At 60.7% G+C, this 14,649-nt stretch carries 16 protein-coding genes and 1 pseudogene; 7 read left to right on the top strand and 10 right to left on the bottom strand.

The window, feature by feature from the left end; genetic code table 11:
• Window positions 1–463: 463 nt before the first annotated feature.
• Together L593_RS14625 and L593_RS14620 are read right to left on the bottom strand one after the other, a co-directional pair.
• On the bottom strand, window positions 464–1,501 hold the full coding sequence (locus L593_RS14625; RefSeq protein ID WP_020447752.1) for a tyrosine-type recombinase/integrase: 1,038 nt from the start codon (window positions 1,499–1,501) through the stop codon (window positions 464–466).
• Window positions 1,494–1,898: a DUF5805 domain-containing protein gene (locus L593_RS14620; RefSeq protein WP_020447751.1), complete on the bottom strand. Its 405-nt coding sequence runs from the start codon at window positions 1,896–1,898 to the stop codon at window positions 1,494–1,496. The genes L593_RS14625 and L593_RS14620 overlap by 8 nt, the downstream gene beginning before the upstream one ends.
• A gap of 610 nt (window positions 1,899–2,508) precedes the next feature.
• Between L593_RS14620 and L593_RS14615 the strand changes: the two genes are divergently transcribed.
• Both L593_RS14615 and L593_RS14610 read left to right on the top strand, forming a co-directional pair.
• A complete protein-coding gene (locus tag L593_RS14615) occupies window positions 2,509–2,748 on the top strand; it encodes a hypothetical protein (protein WP_020447750.1) in 240 nt (79 codons plus the stop codon).
• 36 nt (window positions 2,749–2,784) lie between these two features.
• Complete coding sequence (locus L593_RS14610) at window positions 2,785–3,780, top strand: ornithine cyclodeaminase family protein (protein ID WP_020447749.1); 996 nt, start codon at window positions 2,785–2,787, stop codon at window positions 3,778–3,780.
• A 29-nt stretch (window positions 3,781–3,809) separates the two neighbouring features.
• On the opposite strand, the gene L593_RS14605 is transcribed toward L593_RS14610, so the two are convergent.
• The 5 genes and pseudogenes from L593_RS14605 to L593_RS15440 all read right to left on the bottom strand — a co-directional run bounded on the left by L593_RS14605 (window position 3,810) and on the right by L593_RS15440 (window position 8,429).
• Window positions 3,810–4,928, bottom strand: coding sequence for a presenilin family intramembrane aspartyl protease PSH (locus L593_RS14605; protein WP_020447748.1), 1,119 nt, complete (start codon window positions 4,926–4,928; stop codon window positions 3,810–3,812).
• Between the two features lie 148 nt (window positions 4,929–5,076).
• On the bottom strand, window positions 5,077–5,298 hold the full coding sequence (locus L593_RS14600) for an H/ACA ribonucleoprotein complex subunit GAR1 (protein ID WP_020447747.1): 222 nt from the start codon (window positions 5,296–5,298) through the stop codon (window positions 5,077–5,079).
• Between the two features lie 9 nt (window positions 5,299–5,307).
• Entirely contained in the window at window positions 5,308–5,589 is a 282-nt protein-coding gene (srp19, locus tag L593_RS14595) for a signal recognition particle subunit SRP19 (RefSeq protein WP_020447746.1), read from the bottom strand.
• A gap of 430 nt (window positions 5,590–6,019) precedes the next feature.
• A pseudogene (locus tag L593_RS14590) lies at window positions 6,020–7,734 on the bottom strand (transposase).
• A gap of 95 nt (window positions 7,735–7,829) precedes the next feature.
• Window positions 7,830–8,429, bottom strand: coding sequence for a hypothetical protein (locus tag L593_RS15440; protein ID WP_201764631.1), 600 nt, complete (start codon window positions 8,427–8,429; stop codon window positions 7,830–7,832).
• Window positions 8,430–8,845: 416 nt separating this feature from the next.
• Between L593_RS15440 and L593_RS16120 the strand changes: the two genes are divergently transcribed.
• From L593_RS16120 to L593_RS14575, 4 genes are read left to right on the top strand one after another with little or no spacing between them, the layout of a single operon-like run.
• Window positions 8,846–9,166 (top strand): hypothetical protein, encoded by a 321-nt coding sequence (locus L593_RS16120; protein WP_020447744.1) that lies wholly within the window; start codon window positions 8,846–8,848, stop codon window positions 9,164–9,166.
• A gap of 5 nt (window positions 9,167–9,171) precedes the next feature.
• On the top strand, window positions 9,172–10,041 hold the full coding sequence (locus tag L593_RS15435; RefSeq protein ID WP_081638784.1) for an FAD:protein FMN transferase: 870 nt from the start codon (window positions 9,172–9,174) through the stop codon (window positions 10,039–10,041).
• Window positions 10,025–10,312, top strand: a complete 288-nt coding sequence (locus tag L593_RS15430; protein ID WP_020447742.1) for a thrombospondin type 3 repeat-containing protein — start codon at window positions 10,025–10,027, stop codon at window positions 10,310–10,312. Before L593_RS15435 ends, L593_RS15430 begins: the two co-directional genes overlap by 17 nt.
• On the top strand, window positions 10,312–10,854 hold the full coding sequence (locus L593_RS14575) for a hypothetical protein (protein ID WP_020447741.1): 543 nt from the start codon (window positions 10,312–10,314) through the stop codon (window positions 10,852–10,854). The genes L593_RS15430 and L593_RS14575 overlap by 1 nt, the downstream gene beginning before the upstream one ends.
• Here the strand turns inward: L593_RS14575 and L593_RS14570 are convergent.
• Both L593_RS14570 and L593_RS16345 read right to left on the bottom strand, forming a co-directional pair.
• Window positions 10,851–11,372 (bottom strand): metalloregulator ArsR/SmtB family transcription factor, encoded by a 522-nt coding sequence (locus L593_RS14570; RefSeq protein WP_020447740.1) that lies wholly within the window; start codon window positions 11,370–11,372, stop codon window positions 10,851–10,853. The two genes, L593_RS14575 and L593_RS14570, sit on opposite strands and share 4 nt — an antisense overlap.
• Before the next feature lie 3 nt (window positions 11,373–11,375).
• Window positions 11,376–11,552, bottom strand: coding sequence for a hypothetical protein (locus tag L593_RS16345; protein WP_236044526.1), 177 nt, complete (start codon window positions 11,550–11,552; stop codon window positions 11,376–11,378).
• Window positions 11,553–11,930: 378 nt separating this feature from the next.
• Here L593_RS16345 and L593_RS14560 point away from each other — a divergent pair, with 378 nt between their 5' ends.
• Window positions 11,931–12,518: a thioredoxin family protein gene (locus tag L593_RS14560; RefSeq protein ID WP_020447738.1), complete on the top strand. Its 588-nt coding sequence runs from the start codon at window positions 11,931–11,933 to the stop codon at window positions 12,516–12,518.
• A gap of 38 nt (window positions 12,519–12,556) precedes the next feature.
• Here the strand turns inward: L593_RS14560 and L593_RS14555 are convergent, their stop codons facing one another.
• Window positions 12,557–14,497, bottom strand: a complete 1,941-nt coding sequence (locus L593_RS14555) for a PAS domain S-box protein (RefSeq protein WP_020447737.1) — start codon at window positions 14,495–14,497, stop codon at window positions 12,557–12,559.
• Between the last annotated feature and the right edge of the window lie 152 nt (window positions 14,498–14,649).

Genomic DNA, 14,649 nt, shown 5'->3' with positions numbered 1-14,649 from the left:
ATTCGCCAACCGGCAAGGCTACGGCAGTGCTCGGGTGTCGGCCGGTACGCGTGGCTGTCCGCCAGGCAACGGATCCGTCTGCCGAGCAGTCAGATCGGCACCGACGGTGATCCGACCGATTCCCGAGCGTCGGTGAGCAGTCTCTGGACGTTCCAGGATGTCACTACCCGGAGGGCATCCGTGGCGAGTGAAGGCACGGGCGAGTCCTGCCAACCCCGCCAAATCGGCGTATTGCGGCGCGCTATAGCGGCATTCGTACTGCGGGATCGTCCGAACCGTTGAGTATAGCGATATATGATATATTCGTTCGGCCTGGACCATGCAGTATCAGGTAGCAATACATAGCTAATATTCGATAGGTTGCGCAGAGTCGCGAAATCGGACAACCACGAAACAGGGGTGCGAGTGAGGTCAACTTCGTAGACCTCCGGGGAGGAGCTCGGTCGTCGAACCTCGAACTGGCCTACACCAGGGAGTAGACGTTCGCTTCGTACACTCCCCGCACCCGACCGCCCCAGTTGTGGGTGTACGTGTCGATGATGTCCTCGGCGACGTCCCCTCGAAGATACTTGACGACGCCCCGATCCCCGATTCTGTCCCGGAGGTGGGTGGTGAAGAAGTGCCGAAAGTAGTGAGGAGTGACGTTCTCGCCGGCACCTGCGCCGGATTCGTACCATCCCCACTGCTCGGCGTACTGGCGAACGATGCGACGGACGGCGTGTGGTTCGATGCGGTCTCCCCAGTCGCCGTCCGTCGGCGAAAATAGCGGGGCGGGATCGCTCCTGGCATCGGGTCTGATCGCAAGCCAACGAACGAGCGTGGACTGCAATTCGTCGTCGACGGGGACGATCGTCGATCGCTGTCGTTTGTTCGCAGCAGACCGGTCGCCGTCGAGTTCCGTGCCAGCAGCCACGTAGATGGCATTCGGACGGCCGTCGAGCGCGGCCCGCGTCGGCGTTGCTGACTCCGCCCGGAGTTCGTGGTGGATCGCCACGTCGCGGAGATCCAGATTACAGAGTTCCCCGACCCGCATCCCGGTCTTGAGTAGCGTGACCACCAGCGCACGGTGGAGCGGATGCTCGATCGAACCGACGAAGGCTCGCATGTCCGCGACGCTGAGGTCCCGGCGCGTCGGATTCTTCTCGATGCGCTCGTCCATTTCCTCGCGGACCAGGGCCATCGGATTCGAATCGAACTCCTCGACGCGGACCATGTACCCGTAGAATCGGTGGACGTAGGCTGCGTACGACGCGATGGTGCTCCGGGCGTACTCCCCGCGAAGTTCGTGGATCCACGCCATGCACTCTCTGCGCGTCGCCTCGGCTGGAGTGGTCGGAGCCGTCGGGACCCGTTCCGGATCAGCGAGGAACGCCTCGAAGCGACGAAGCACACGTTCGTAGGCGTCGAGCGTTCGTTGACTCTTGCCGTGGTACCGCTGCTCTTCGAGGAAGTGCGCGATCGGATCGTCCGTTGCGGCTTCGGGGGTGACCGTCTTAGCCATCGTCGGTCACCCGGTAGCCGCCGTCGAGCCGATCGTGCTCGACGCGATCCTCCTCCTCGAGGCGCCCGAGCGCTTCGTCGACGTCTCGCCGGAAATCCTCGGCCACGACGTCGACCAATTCGTCGAATTCGAGCGGCCCATTTTCCAGGGCATCGAGGACGGTGGTTTCCAGGTCCTGACCCCCAGGGGTAGCGTCGCCAGAACCACCTTTCTCGCGATCGCGAGATTCGGCCGCTGGCTGGCCCCCCTCGAATCCACGCTTCCCCGCCTGGACCATCGTCCGAACGAACTCGCTGAGGCTCATCTCGAGTTCGTTTGCACGCGTCGCCCACTCCTCCTTCTGGTAGGCTGGGACGTAGGTGCGAACGCTGGTGCGTTCGGGATCCTGTTCGGTCATACCTGGCCATCGAGTGGCCGCCACATCAATCTATCCGTACATCACTGGATAAGGACTCTTATCGTCGATTGTAGTCCCGTATTTTCCCGGATTTTGGGCCGAATACGGGGCATACTAATTGGCTGATTGACAATTCTTTCCAGTGTGTCCACAATCCACGACCCAATATATGCTGGAGGGATCAGAAACTGGGGTAGCCAACGGTCCAGTAAAGTACCTCACGTCCAACCCACGACCGACTTCCTCGAGGATGCAGCCCGTTTGCCGTTTGATCAGCGCCGCCCGAGTATTCTCGATCTCATCGATTCGAGCCTCGCGATTCCCGAGCTCTCGATCTGACGCCTGTGACTCACCGGAGGGGTCGCGCAGTTCGACGACGGCAAACGACGAAATGACGCTACTGCTGTGATTCCAGCGCCCTTAGCATCGAGACGGTCAGCCTACGTAGGGTTTGGCTAACACACCGATATAATCGCAAGCAGGCACCGAGTAATAGTACTCATAAGTTATACCGATTCTATGCTTGGCCTTTAGAGGATTGACTGATGATATACTACTCGCATACCGGCGGAACACTTATGATATACCCAGTACTATCATAGAGTATATTATGACTGGATACTACGACCTCATTCTGGCACTCATCCCGATTGCGCTCCTCGGGATCGGGGGTGCGCTCCTCGTCGCCGGCGTCCCACAGTCCGTCGCCGTATCGCTCGCGGGAACCACTGCATTCGGTATGATGGGTCACGCTATCTTCGTCAACGGCCCAGTCGAGACGGCCGCCTCCACCGCAGCCTCCACGTCGCAGACGCAGTCCTCGGGCAGCACTGCAATCCAGGCCGACTGAACAGAACTTTCCCGTCTCCGACGCTTCCTCCTTCCTATGCAGCCAGTCTTCCTCGCCAGTGACGACCTCCGTGGACTCGCAGAGCCAGTAGCCTTCGTCGACGCCGTCCGGAGCGGATACCGACAACGTGGCAACGGCGCTCCCGCGAAGCCACGGACGACGCTCGGGTCGTCCGATCCGCCAGGAATGCTCACCGGCTACACCGCCATACTGCCCGAGACGGGTGCGATGGGCGGGTACACGTACTCGGCCGGGTTCGAAGCAGGTGACGCCTGGTTCGTCACGCCGCTGTTCGACGCCGAGTCCGGCGAACCACTCGCCATCCTCGACGGCGCCTGGATGAACCCGTTCAAGACGGGTGCTGCAGGCGCCGTTGCGGTCGATGCGCTGGCACGACACGACGCCAATACCGTCGCTGTCATTGGATCCGGACCACAGGCGCGCGGTCAACTCAGGGCAATCGCCACGGTTCGCGACCTCTCCGAGGTTCGGGTCTACTCGCCGACGACGGCCCATCGCGAATCGTTCGCATCGGAGTTCGACGAACGGTTGGAGGCGGCGGTAAGGGCGGTTCCGGACAGTGCGAGTGCCATCGACGGGGCCGACGTCGTCGTCACAGCCACGAACGCCAGCGAACCGGTCTTCGACGGGGAGCAACTCGATCCAGGGACACACGTCACCGCGATGGGCCAGTACCACCCCGAGAAGCGGGAACTCGACCACCCAACGATCCAGCGTTCCAGGTACGTTCCCGACCTTCGCGACCGCGTCGAACAGGACGCGGGCTCCTTTCTGGACGCGCTCGAAGCCGGCGTCGTCGACGAATCACACGTCCACGCTGAACTCGGCGACGTCGTCGCCGGAACTGCACCCGGTCGAACGAGCGATGAGCAAATCACCGTGTTCGACAGCGGTGGGACAGGCATCGAGACCGTCGCCGCCGCACACTTGCTCTACGAGCGAGCGATCGAACGAGGGCTGGGCACAGAACTGGAGCTCTCCGCCGCGAGCGAGGCGCTCACGGGGCACTGAGCGGGCGAACGCAGCGACCTCGAACGCTTTCAGAGCGGGAGGCCGAGGGCCTCGACGACGCCGATACCGCTCGCGAGCGCCCCGATCAGATAGCCTGCGATCGCTCCCCCGTTGAGCATCGGTAGCCCAGCGTGGGGCCTGCCCTTCAGAACCATCGCAAGCAGCGCACCGAGGCCGACGAGCGTCCCGAGCAACGCCGTAAGGGCAGGGAGATTGATCGCGAGGATCGGAACGTCGTACAGCGGGGCCGAGTCACGCAGGAAGTACGCGGCGCTCACGACGAGAATCGTCGGCATGACGGCGTCACCGAGGCCGATGTAGATCGCGTTTCGACCGCCGCCGTCGTTCGCAGCGGGATAATCGTCCTCGCTAGCAGCCTGCTCGACCCCTGGGCCGTCTCCGCCCTGCGGGGCTTCGACGGTCGTTTCCGCCGGTTCTGCTCCCGTGGATTCGGTGGCAGACTCACCAGTCGCAGTCTCGTCCCCGTCGAGTGACGACGGGCCAGTATCGGTGAGCAACGAGAACGATCCCGTCGTCGGCACGACCAGCATGACGGGCACGTTCAGGTCGGAGACGCCCTCTGCGAGGGTCAGCATGTGTTCCGTACCGTACACGCTGATGGCGTCGTAGACAGCCAGCAAGACCAGAAAGACGATGGTGAGTTGCGGGGTGAACGCGAGTCCGAACAGACCCGCTGCGCCGGCGCCGAGCAACACGCCTGCGACGTCGATGACGTACCACTCCGGGTGTACGAAGAGGGCCACGACGAGCGTCGCAGCCACTGCGAACGGTACGATGAACGCGAGCGCTTCGATTGCCGTGCTCGCAGTGCCCGTCCCCACCGAATCAGCCCCAAGCGACGCCAGGATCGTATCCAGTACGATCCAGCTAATCCACCCGCAGGACAACAGTACGAACCCCCGGATCAGTCGCTCGAGGCCGAACTTGATCGCAGCCAGCATGCCGGCCGTAGCGACCAGTATCACACCGAAGAAGTACGCGACGTTGGATGCGTTGGACGGATCGTCGACAGGCTGGGCGTCAGCGGCGACGTAGGGATCGAGCAGTGCGAGCGCGCCGAGCTGGACGCACAGAAAGAGCCCGATCGTCCCTGCGACCGCTACCATCGATCGCGTCCGGTCGTCCATGGTGACAGCCTCGGGGGGTCCGGCCTTCCCGGTTACGCTTCGGACGCAGTGACCCAGGAGGTGTCCATGTGAGACGACGTACGATCGTGAGCGAAGCAGCTACTTGTCGAGTCGATGGTTTCCGGTACAACCAACCGTCGTCCTGCGGTCACCGGAGATACAGGGGCTGCCCGATGAGCGGTGCCAGGGATCGATCAGAGCGCGGCGAGACGGCGGCGTACGGCTCGCTGACGGGACCGAAGACGTCGACGACGCTCCCGACCTCGTCGAGCTGGTCGTCGACGACCTCCGTTCCGATGTCGGGGACGTCGTCGACTTTCACGATCGCGAGGCCCTGTGCGATCCGGTGGGTCGTTCCGAGTCGTTCCATCTGAATCGCTCAGTTTCGAAGCGCAGTCACGTAGGCACCGACGGCCTGAATCAGGTCTGCTTTCCCGGTGTCAGTCGCGTCGTGGACGACGATCCGTCCGCGCTTCTGGTAGTGTTCCCGCGGGTAGGCGACGTCTCGCTCGACGGTGGCGTCGTAGCCGACCTGCCCGACGGCTTCGGCGATCTCTTCGACGGTCGGGTCCTCCACCGCGAGATCGGAAGGGACCCGTCGCCCGTCGGAACGCGAGAGATCGGCGTCGAAGTAGGCAGGCCAGAGGACGTTCTCGACCATGCCTGAACTGCGAGTGGATTCGGTATAATCCCTGTGCTCGGGCGCCGTCAGGCTCTCGCCCCCATCCGGTGCTGTACGGTGATCGGCGCGGCGTTCCACTTCGACGCGTCGCGTCGCGTGATCGTTCAGACGGACGAATGGTGGCGAATCATACCAGTCATCGGTCACATCAGGATATATAGTATTCGGCGAACGCAGGACTCGTATATCACATATCGCTATACAGAACCAGATCGTCCGGAAGTTGAGACTACAGCGGGTATAGCGGGCCTGTAATGCGCGGCATCGCCCGAATCGATAAGCGGAATCTGCGTCAGATCGCTTTCTGAACAGCTGCTCTTTTTCTGTAGGCAACTATTCCAGCGGATTTCCGAGACTCTGGATAGTGTTGCCACTCAGACGCCGCGCTATCGCGGAGAGAGTCTCGTTACTATCCGATTCCGGTGTCCTTCTTCACCAGTGTCAGCGTATTGTCGGCTGTTACGATCGGCGAGTGTTCGTATTCACCGGTCAACTGTACCTCCACGAGTAAATCGACCGCCCGCCAGACCGAGTACAGCAGACTCGCGAACGCGAAATAGAAGAACCGCAGGCCGAAGTGCTTCGACGTTGTGGCGGCCATAAACCGCTTGATCGACTTGTAGCCGCTCTCGATCTCCCACCGATACCCGTACTCCGTGAGGTGTCCACTCCCCCGATTCGTCATGAACACCGAATACTGCTGATGATCGGTGTGTTCGGAGTTCTCCTTCCGACGATAGATGAGCGTCGTCTCGTGCCACTCGTTGTTCCCGAGGTGGAGCTTCCGGTCGGTTTCACACCGCTCCTGATCACACACTGGAGCAACCGGTTCGCCTGCGCTTTCTCGCTGGTCTGAATCCGCTTGGGAACGACGTAGGAGAGCCCACGCTGGCTGATCATCTTTAGAATGTGCTGGCTGTCGAACTCCCGATCCATCAGCACGTCATCGACGCGAACGAGACCTTCAGCCGAATCGACCAAGTCCTCGACGACCTCTTTTCGCGACTCGCCTTTCCGCACGGGGCGAGCGTCGAGCACGAATGGGACAGCGTTACCGACCAACTGTACCGTCGCCCACTGATAGGCGTATTCGTCGGTCTTCTATTTCGTCCCGATAATCTCGTCTTCGTAGCCCGTTCTATCGCCGGTGAACGGGTCAGCTTCGGTAATGTCGATTGCAACGATCCCTGCTCGAAAGAACTGCTCTGTCTCCGCAACTTCGTTCAGGAGCCGAGTGATGGCCTGTCGGTACATCTCTCGCACTTGGTCAATCGAGAGATCACGGATGTGTTTGCGAGGGGCGTGTCCCAGTGGGGTCCGATCCCGAGTGGATTCATGTACGAAACTGCGAGCCCCTTCGTTCGCAGCCAGTCTCTCACGGAGTCCGAGATACGTCTGTAAGTCCCAGTAGGCGTTCTCGTGGATCTCACAGCCCTCGCCACGGTCCAGCGAGAACGCCGGAAAGACGACACGGCTGACGTGGTCAGTGATCTTCGCTGTTTCTTCCAAAACAGTCTGTTCGTCCGGATCGGTCGCACTAGACTCGTCGTTGTGGTACTGGAGCTTCGGTTCCGGTTCACGAGGAATCGCAACACCGGAATTCTGTGCGTTGATGAGAATCGTCCGCGCCGTCCTCTCGAGTGGTCTCACGGAGGTCAGCACTGAAGCGCTGGTTCCAACTGCGCCAGAGTGTCGACTGGTCGGGCACGGAGTCGAACCCGAGCGAGTGACGGGGTCCTGGGTGCTGCCGGAGATACTCGACAAGCGCGGTATCGTGGCTCCAGCCGTGTATCTCTTTCAGCACGAACGCCCTGAAGAGCTGTGGCATCTCGTATCGAGTCGGACCAGAGTACTGGTCGTGGGGATTGAACTCCACGTAGGATAGTGGATACTGACAGACGAACCCCTCAACCGAGTTGTGGGCGCTGTGTTCGAACCAGATCCCCGAGACGGTCCGATATCCTCTGTGAGCGCTGTCAGTGAACTTTGGTCGTACAGTGACGTCGAGTCGTAGGCCGGCCAATCGACGTGTGGGCGTTGAGCGATTCGTCGAAAGACATCACGGCGGGAAGTGTTAGTCGGGACGACTAGAACTCCATACCCCTGACTCGTGTACGGACTCATCTCCATCGAAAGATGTGCGGCACTGTCCGGAACGGGCCAATTCCAACTTTGCCGTCATTCCTCTACTATCAGGCTGAGTCGAGACCACGGGAAGGTCAGTCACCGATTGCGGTGATAATGTGGAGGACGAGGACGATAGCAGTGACAACAGTCAGCAAGACGTGTACTCGTCGCCATCGTGAAAAGAGAGTCTCTTTGGTGACGGTCAGCACACGGCCAACGACTGACGGTGTCTCATCTCCTCGTCCAAGCTGGACGACGTGTCGATGTAGATATCGACCGTACAGGCCACTCGCCACCTCTACACCGAGTAAGACAGCAACTGCGAGACCGAGGCCTTCCCACTCTTCGACAGCAATGAAGTGTGGCAGCGTGAGTGCCGTTCCGATGAGAACGATCCACTGGTGTGTTTGTAACTGATATCGACGGTATTGCACCGGCAGCAATCGCTTTCGCTTTGCAAGACTGTACCCGAGGACACCGACGACGAGAAAGACAATGCCCGCTTCAACCACACCAATGTACGGGGCCTCACTCACTTCGCCACCAAGGCCCCACCAATCTCCAATCAGACTAGCGCCTGTCTCATCTTCGTCCGAATCCTCTGCATCTTCACCTTCCTCTTCCTCACCATCCAATTCATCCACGTCCGCAACAGGAGGGAGTGACTGTTCTGTTGCGTCGAGATTTTTCACAACTGCATGATCACCACCTACTGACAATGCCCCCGCTTGAATAGTGCCGACTCCACTAACGACTAGCAAGAGTACAACGACCAGACTTGCTCGCTGTAAACGAGTCTGCATAGAAACACGTAGACACAACGCCGAAAAGTTCGTTCGCGTCCATCTATCGAATCCTCGTACAACCGCCGAATCATTCCGTACGCAGAGCAAACAGGGGATCGCCAGTAGTGCCAGCCGCTCGATAATGAAGTCACATCCATATTCAGAATCCACCTCGCGCTCTGAACCGATTCGATAGCTGTACGAAAATTCGATGGTTGGACGCGAACGCCTTACTAAGGCTGTCTGAACCCTCTATCTGCAATGGCAGAACGCAACGACCGATACGTCGAAGATAGTGGTTCTGAACCGAGGGGTAGCTAATTATGCGCGTTCCTGTCCCGAAGAACAAACTCGTCGCATTCACTCTCATCGGTGCGCTCCTCACAGCTGGTGTCGCTGGGGCCCTTGCTCTGCCCGGCGGCGGCCTCGCACAGGCTGGCGAGCAACCTGACTCACCCGGTTCAACGGCGTCGGAAGCATCACAACAGGCCGCTTCGGATGCGCCGACGCCGAATCAGGACTTCACGCCGGCAGTCCAGACCCAGTCCGGCTACGAGGAAGAAGAACACGAGGAGTATGAAGAGGACGACGAGGAAGAATACGAAGAGGAACACGAGGACGAAGAACACGAAGAGGACGAGTGACCGAGATGATGGGATCGCTCGCATCGGTCTACGAACGATTCGGGGACACCCAACGCGAGTTCGAGTGTTGTGACACAGCGTTTCGGATTCAGGCGACGGGCGTTCGGGCTGAGGCTGGGGCTACTGCGGCCCGAAAAACGGCTGAATCACTCGAATCCCAGCTGAACGCCTTCGATGCGGCGAGTGCCGTCAGCCAGCTCAACCGTGATGGAGAAGTCAGGAACGAACACGTTGCCCGAATCGTTCGCCGTGGAATCGAATACAACGACCGAACCGGTGGTGTGTTCGATATTCACCAGGGCCGCGTCGAACACACCCTCAAAACATTCCTGCGTGGTGACAGTGAAACACTACCAACAGAGTTTGAGACTGGAACTGTCCAAACCAGCGGCTCTCACATCACGACCGATGTCGAACTCGACCTGAATGGCCTCGCCAAGGGGTACATCGTGGATCGAACCGCCGAGACGCTTACGGGACTCGGCCGATGTGGGTTCGTCAGTGGTGGGGGGGATATGTCTCCACCGACGGGACCGGTCGCCATCGAGAGCCCGTACGGTGACGACACACCGCTGAAGATCCTCGACACGGACTGGTACGTCGCAACATCCGGCGGATACCGACGGTCGCGAAACGGCACTAACCACGTCTACGATCCGACCACCGAATCGCTCGGCTCTCGTCATGAATCGGTCACCGTCTTGGCGCGCCGAGACTGTATGGAAGCCGACGCCCTGGCGACGACCCTCGCGGCACTTCCACTTGTCAAGGCACGCGAATTAGCATCGGAATGGGAGGGTCTAGAGGCACTCATTATCCACGATGGCGTCTTCCATACGACAGATGGCTTTGAGACACATGTCTTGGACACATAAGCAACGAGTCACCGTCGTGGCGATGGTCGTCTTAGTGGTGGCTGTCCCTGCTCTTTGGCAGATCGGAGACGTGCGTGCCGCCCAAGCGACTGAACAAAAACAAAGCGACCTCGTCGACCAGACCGTTTCGACGCGACAGGCCCCCACCGATTACGATGGTGATGGTATCAACGACACTGCGGATACGTGTCCGACACGACCGGAAACGAACAACGGGTTCCGGGACGTGGACGGCTGTCCCGATGTCGTCGAAACGACGGGGGCATCGTGATGTCACAGCTCGTCTGGCTCCTCGACCGAGGTGCCGCACTCGTGACGTATCCGGCGTTGTATCTGGCAGTTCTCACGGGAATCCTCTACAACACGGAGTCGTTTGGAATGCTCCACGAGGCCGCTCAACGAATCCATATCGAACTATCCGTGTTCGCGATGATCGTCACGTTGCTACATGCGGTACTCGGTGTCCTTGATGCGTGGTTCGTCGTCACCGGACAGGTTCCAGCGCCGGCATACTCGATGCCGTACTTTCTCGGCGGCATCACCGTAGGTGCGGGGGCACTGCTCATGCTCGTCGTCGCGGTGCTTGGCTTTACTGACGCAAAACGCTTCCAGCGCCCTTGGGGCCCACGCGTCGTCCACTCATTCGCATATGCTGGGTTCGCGTTCGGGACAATCCATGCTGCAGCGATCGGGACTGACCTGACGGGACTCATCCGTCCTCTGCTGGGACCCTCAGTGGCGTTTCTCGTGTACGTACTCCTGTTGCGTCTGTTGGTGCTTCGAGAGATTCCGTCGAACGCGACCCCGGGTTAGTAGCTGTCCCAGAGGCCCAGGATACGGTCGACGACTTTGTCTGTGAACGAGCGCCGGTGAAGCGTGTAGAGGTACTTGACGCGATCGGGATCGCTGACCTCGTAGACCACGCTTCGGCCGTCGCGTTCTTTCGTGACGAGGTCGGCCTCGGCGAGCTTCGAAAGATGCCACGAGACGGTCGATTGTGCCTTGTCGAGGCGGTCGCTGAGTTCGGTTGTCGAGAGCGGACCGTCCGTGAGAAGATGTGCGAGGATGCGGCGACTGTATTCCCGGCGCAGCGCGTTCATCACTGTCCGATCGACTTCGTCAAACTCGGCAGCCGGATAGTACCGCGTGTACTTGCCGTCGTCCGAGACGTCGATCAGGTCCTCATCGGCGAGCCACCTGAGCTGGTATTGGAGCGTCCCTTGTGCGTACTCAAGATCGGCGAGGAGCGCGCGAAAGTGAATACCGGGCGTATCGGCTATCCGCTGGTAGATTTCCCGCCGAGAGGCCAATTCGAGATCCGGATCCGCCATTGCTCAGTCCCGCGTCAAAGCGACAAAAAACGCTAGGAGGCCACCGAGGATCAGGATTGCACTCCCGTGTTCGAGTAATTCCAGCGTCGCGTACGGGAAGTACGGGAGCAGCGGGTACTCGAGAAACACGATGAGTCCGTAGACGGCAAACATCGCGTACCCGAGCGTAACGATCCACATACGACGATCACGTTCCCGCCGCCACGCGAGGAAGCTGAGTACACTCAGGCCTGCAGCGAGGATGAAGATACCCAGACTAACGTATTGTTCGAGGAGTTGAGCGAGTGGCATACGTTGTATCTGTACACACAGCCGGAGCGACGTGCTCGGCGATCGATACAATTCAGTCGAAGGGGGTAGCGGGGAAAACGATTGGCGTTCAACCGTCGAATCCAATCTTATGCATTGAGACGACCAGTCTCAACTACTGCGATTGTCGTATTCTGGACGAAGTCCACGCTGAAACCCCTGGCGGGAACGGGCCACGGGGCAGAGGAGATGGTGTACTACCTCTCCGGGGCGCCAATCGTTTTGCCCCGGCCGACTAAACACGATGGTATGGCAGGCGAATCGATCGACCGACTCGAGACCGGTGACAGCGCACCGTCCTTCGAACTGCCGGGAACGGACGGAAGGACGTATTCACTCGATTCCTTCGACGACGCGACGGCGGTCCTCGTCGTATTCACGTGTAACCACTGCCCGTACGCCCAGGCGAAGCACCCACTCCTGAACGACCTGGCAGCGGAGTACGACGACGTGTCCGTGGTCGGGATCAACCCGAACGACCCCGACGCCTACCCCGAGGATTCGTTCGAATCGATGCAGGAAGCCGTCGAGAGTGGAGAGGTTGCCTACGACGCCTACCTCTTCGACGAGTCCCAATCTGTCGCAGCGTCGTACGGTGCGGTCTGTACGCCGGATCCGTTCCTGTTCGACAACGGGGACGGGGAGTTCCAGTTAGCGTACCACGCCCAGCTCGACGACGCCCTGAATCCAGACGACGAAGCAACGAGAGTGCACATCCGGGAAGCGATCGACGCCGTCCGGGGAGGCGACCCTGTAGACGTCGACGGGCAGCCCTCGCGCGGGTGCACGATCAAGTGGCGGGACGGGAACGAACCGGAGTACTGGGATCAGATCTAACCGAGAATACCGTCACGGCACTGCCCCAGGGTGCAGCGTCAACTGCTACGTTCGATCTGCGCAAACTCGAAGCGTGCACCGCCTTCCGAACCGACACACGCCGTTGCGGTCCAGTCGTGTGCGTCCGCAACCTCGCTCACGACCCACAGTCCGATCCCATTGCCACGTTCGGACGTCGTGAACTGCGACTCGAAGACGTGATCCCGTACGTCGGGCGGAATTCCGGGACCGTTGTCTTCGACGTAGAGACCGACAGTGTCCGGATCGGTAGTTTCGAGGACACCCACCGTCACGGTGACGTCCTCGCCCCCGTGTTCGATCGCGTTTCGAAACAGGTTCTCGAAGAGGCGTAACAGTCGGGAGTCGGCGGCCTCGATTTTCACGTCGGCACTGACGTCGAGGGACGCGCCCCTCGTGTCGACGTTCGACCAGGCGGACCGTACGGCCGTCGAGAGGTGAACGGGCGACGTATCGGTCACGGTCTCGCCACCGCGTGCCAGTGCGAGGACGTCGTCGATCAACTCGTTCATCCGATCGAGTGATTCCTCGACGCGCGCGACGGATTCCTGATCCGCTGTCGATTCTGCGACGTGCTCGAGGTACCCCTGGGCGACGCTCAGGGGATTCCGGAGGTCGTGCGAGACGATCGACGCGAACGCGTCGAGTCGTTCGTTCTGTCGATGGAGCGCCCGTTCGCGTTCTTTTCGCTCCGTGATATCCCGGAGCACCCCCACCGTCCCTCTCGGTACGCCGTCCTCGTCACTCGGGAGCAACCCCACCTTGTTCTCACAGGGGAAGGTATCGCAGTGCTTGGTCTCGACTGTGAGTTCCAGCGATCGAGATTCACCCGCCGTCCCTTGCAGCGACTCGACTGCCTCACTCCAGGATCGGGCGGCATCCGCGTCGAGGATGGTGTCGATGTGCTCGCCGAGGAGTCCTTCACGTGCGTACCCGGTCATGGCACACAGCGCGTCGTTGACCGTCATGAAGTGGCCCTCGGCGTCGAGCGCGTACATCCCGTCACCGACCGTCTCGACCAGCCGTTCGTACCGACGGAGGATCCGTTCCTGCTGGTCGATCCGCCCACGGATCGCCATCCCCTCGAGGACGCGAGCGGTCGTGTCTGCAACCTCGACGAGTGCTTCTTGCTCCGGGACGTCAACTCCCTCCGGATCGGTAGAATAGACGCCGAGCACGCCGAATAGCTCTTCCTCGGTCTGGAGCGGCACGAAGACGAGCGACTCGCAGTCCCGCTCGAGTGAGGCTTCACGCCAGGGAACTGGCGGGCCGTATCCCTCGACGTCGTCGACGACGGTCGGCCGACGCGTTCGCAACACCTCGGCGACGACGCCGTCGACGTCGTCGCCAGCGGGGAAGGTCCGAGACCGCGGCCAGTCACCGTCGGCAGCAGCCGTGCCCCAGGGGACGACCTGTCCCTCGCCGCGATCGAACTCGCCGATCCACGCGAACGCGTACTGGTCCGCGAGGACCAGTCGCTCGCAGACTGCACTCTCGACGTCACCTGGCCGAGTAGCGTCGACGAGTTCCCGCTTGATACCGGCGACGACGGTGTCGAGTTGCGAGGCTGCGCCCGGAACGGGTGCATCGCCGTCGTCGACCACGGAATTGGCGACCCAGTCGGCGAGTGCGCCGTCGTCCGCCGACCCGACGCCGTCCAGAAAGTCGACGACTTCCGCGACGGCAGTACGATGCTCCCCACCGGTCTCGTACGTCGAGAGGACCAGCAGTGAAAGCTCCGGACGACGAGAGCGGACTGCCTCCAGGAGGGCAGGCGCCGCGGCGATCGTCGCTGCGTCGGTCACGACGGCGTCGACGTGCTCGGTTCGAACGACCTCCACTCCTTCGGCGACGTCGTCGACGCTCAGTACGCTCACCTCCGGATAGGAGTACTCCAGGGGCGCACTGATCCGCGAAGCAAAGGCTGCGTCGTCACTGAGACAGAGGACGCGACTCGTCACGGCAGGGTCACCCCCCTACGATCGGCTGACAGCAGGAGTCCGTACACTTCCTAAACAGTACAGCGCATCGAACTTTAATGCTTCCTGCCAACGAGTGGCGGTGTGGACGGCGATCGTGGAACGCAACACCGGCGGCCGATCGACGGATCGAT

Source organism: Salinarchaeum sp. Harcht-Bsk1 (assembly GCF_000403645.1).
GTDB lineage: Archaea > Halobacteriota > Halobacteria > Halobacteriales > Salinarchaeaceae > Salinarchaeum.
Note: the sequence above shows the minus strand (reverse complement) of the source record. Positions and strands in the feature narration are given on the sequence as shown.

What these genes read in the sequence shown, in the direction of transcription:
- L593_RS14625 (WP_020447752.1), bottom strand. Translation starts at nt 1,501, where the DNA reads ATGGCTAAGACGGTCACCCCCGAAGCCGCAACGGACGATCCGATCGCG.
- L593_RS14620 (WP_020447751.1), bottom strand. Translation starts at nt 1,898, where the DNA reads ATGACCGAACAGGATCCCGAACGCACCAGCGTTCGCACCTACGTCCCA.
- L593_RS14615 (WP_020447750.1), top strand. Translation starts at nt 2,509, where the DNA reads ATGACTGGATACTACGACCTCATTCTGGCACTCATCCCGATTGCGCTC.
- L593_RS14610 (WP_020447749.1), top strand. Translation starts at nt 2,785, where the DNA reads ATGCAGCCAGTCTTCCTCGCCAGTGACGACCTCCGTGGACTCGCAGAG.
- L593_RS14605 (WP_020447748.1), bottom strand. Translation starts at nt 4,928, where the DNA reads ATGGACGACCGGACGCGATCGATGGTAGCGGTCGCAGGGACGATCGGG.
- L593_RS14600 (WP_020447747.1), bottom strand. Translation starts at nt 5,298, where the DNA reads ATGGAACGACTCGGAACGACCCACCGGATCGCACAGGGCCTCGCGATC.
- srp19 (WP_020447746.1), bottom strand. Translation starts at nt 5,589, where the DNA reads ATGGTCGAGAACGTCCTCTGGCCTGCCTACTTCGACGCCGATCTCTCG.
- L593_RS16120 (WP_020447744.1), top strand. Translation starts at nt 8,846, where the DNA reads ATGCGCGTTCCTGTCCCGAAGAACAAACTCGTCGCATTCACTCTCATC.
- L593_RS15435 (WP_081638784.1), top strand. Translation starts at nt 9,172, where the DNA reads ATGATGGGATCGCTCGCATCGGTCTACGAACGATTCGGGGACACCCAA.
- L593_RS15430 (WP_020447742.1), top strand. Translation starts at nt 10,025, where the DNA reads ATGTCTTGGACACATAAGCAACGAGTCACCGTCGTGGCGATGGTCGTC.
- L593_RS14575 (WP_020447741.1), top strand. Translation starts at nt 10,312, where the DNA reads ATGTCACAGCTCGTCTGGCTCCTCGACCGAGGTGCCGCACTCGTGACG.
- L593_RS14570 (WP_020447740.1), bottom strand. Translation starts at nt 11,372, where the DNA reads ATGGCGGATCCGGATCTCGAATTGGCCTCTCGGCGGGAAATCTACCAG.
- L593_RS16345 (WP_236044526.1), bottom strand. Translation starts at nt 11,552, where the DNA reads ATGTGGATCGTTACGCTCGGGTACGCGATGTTTGCCGTCTACGGACTC.
- L593_RS14560 (WP_020447738.1), top strand. Translation starts at nt 11,931, where the DNA reads ATGGCAGGCGAATCGATCGACCGACTCGAGACCGGTGACAGCGCACCG.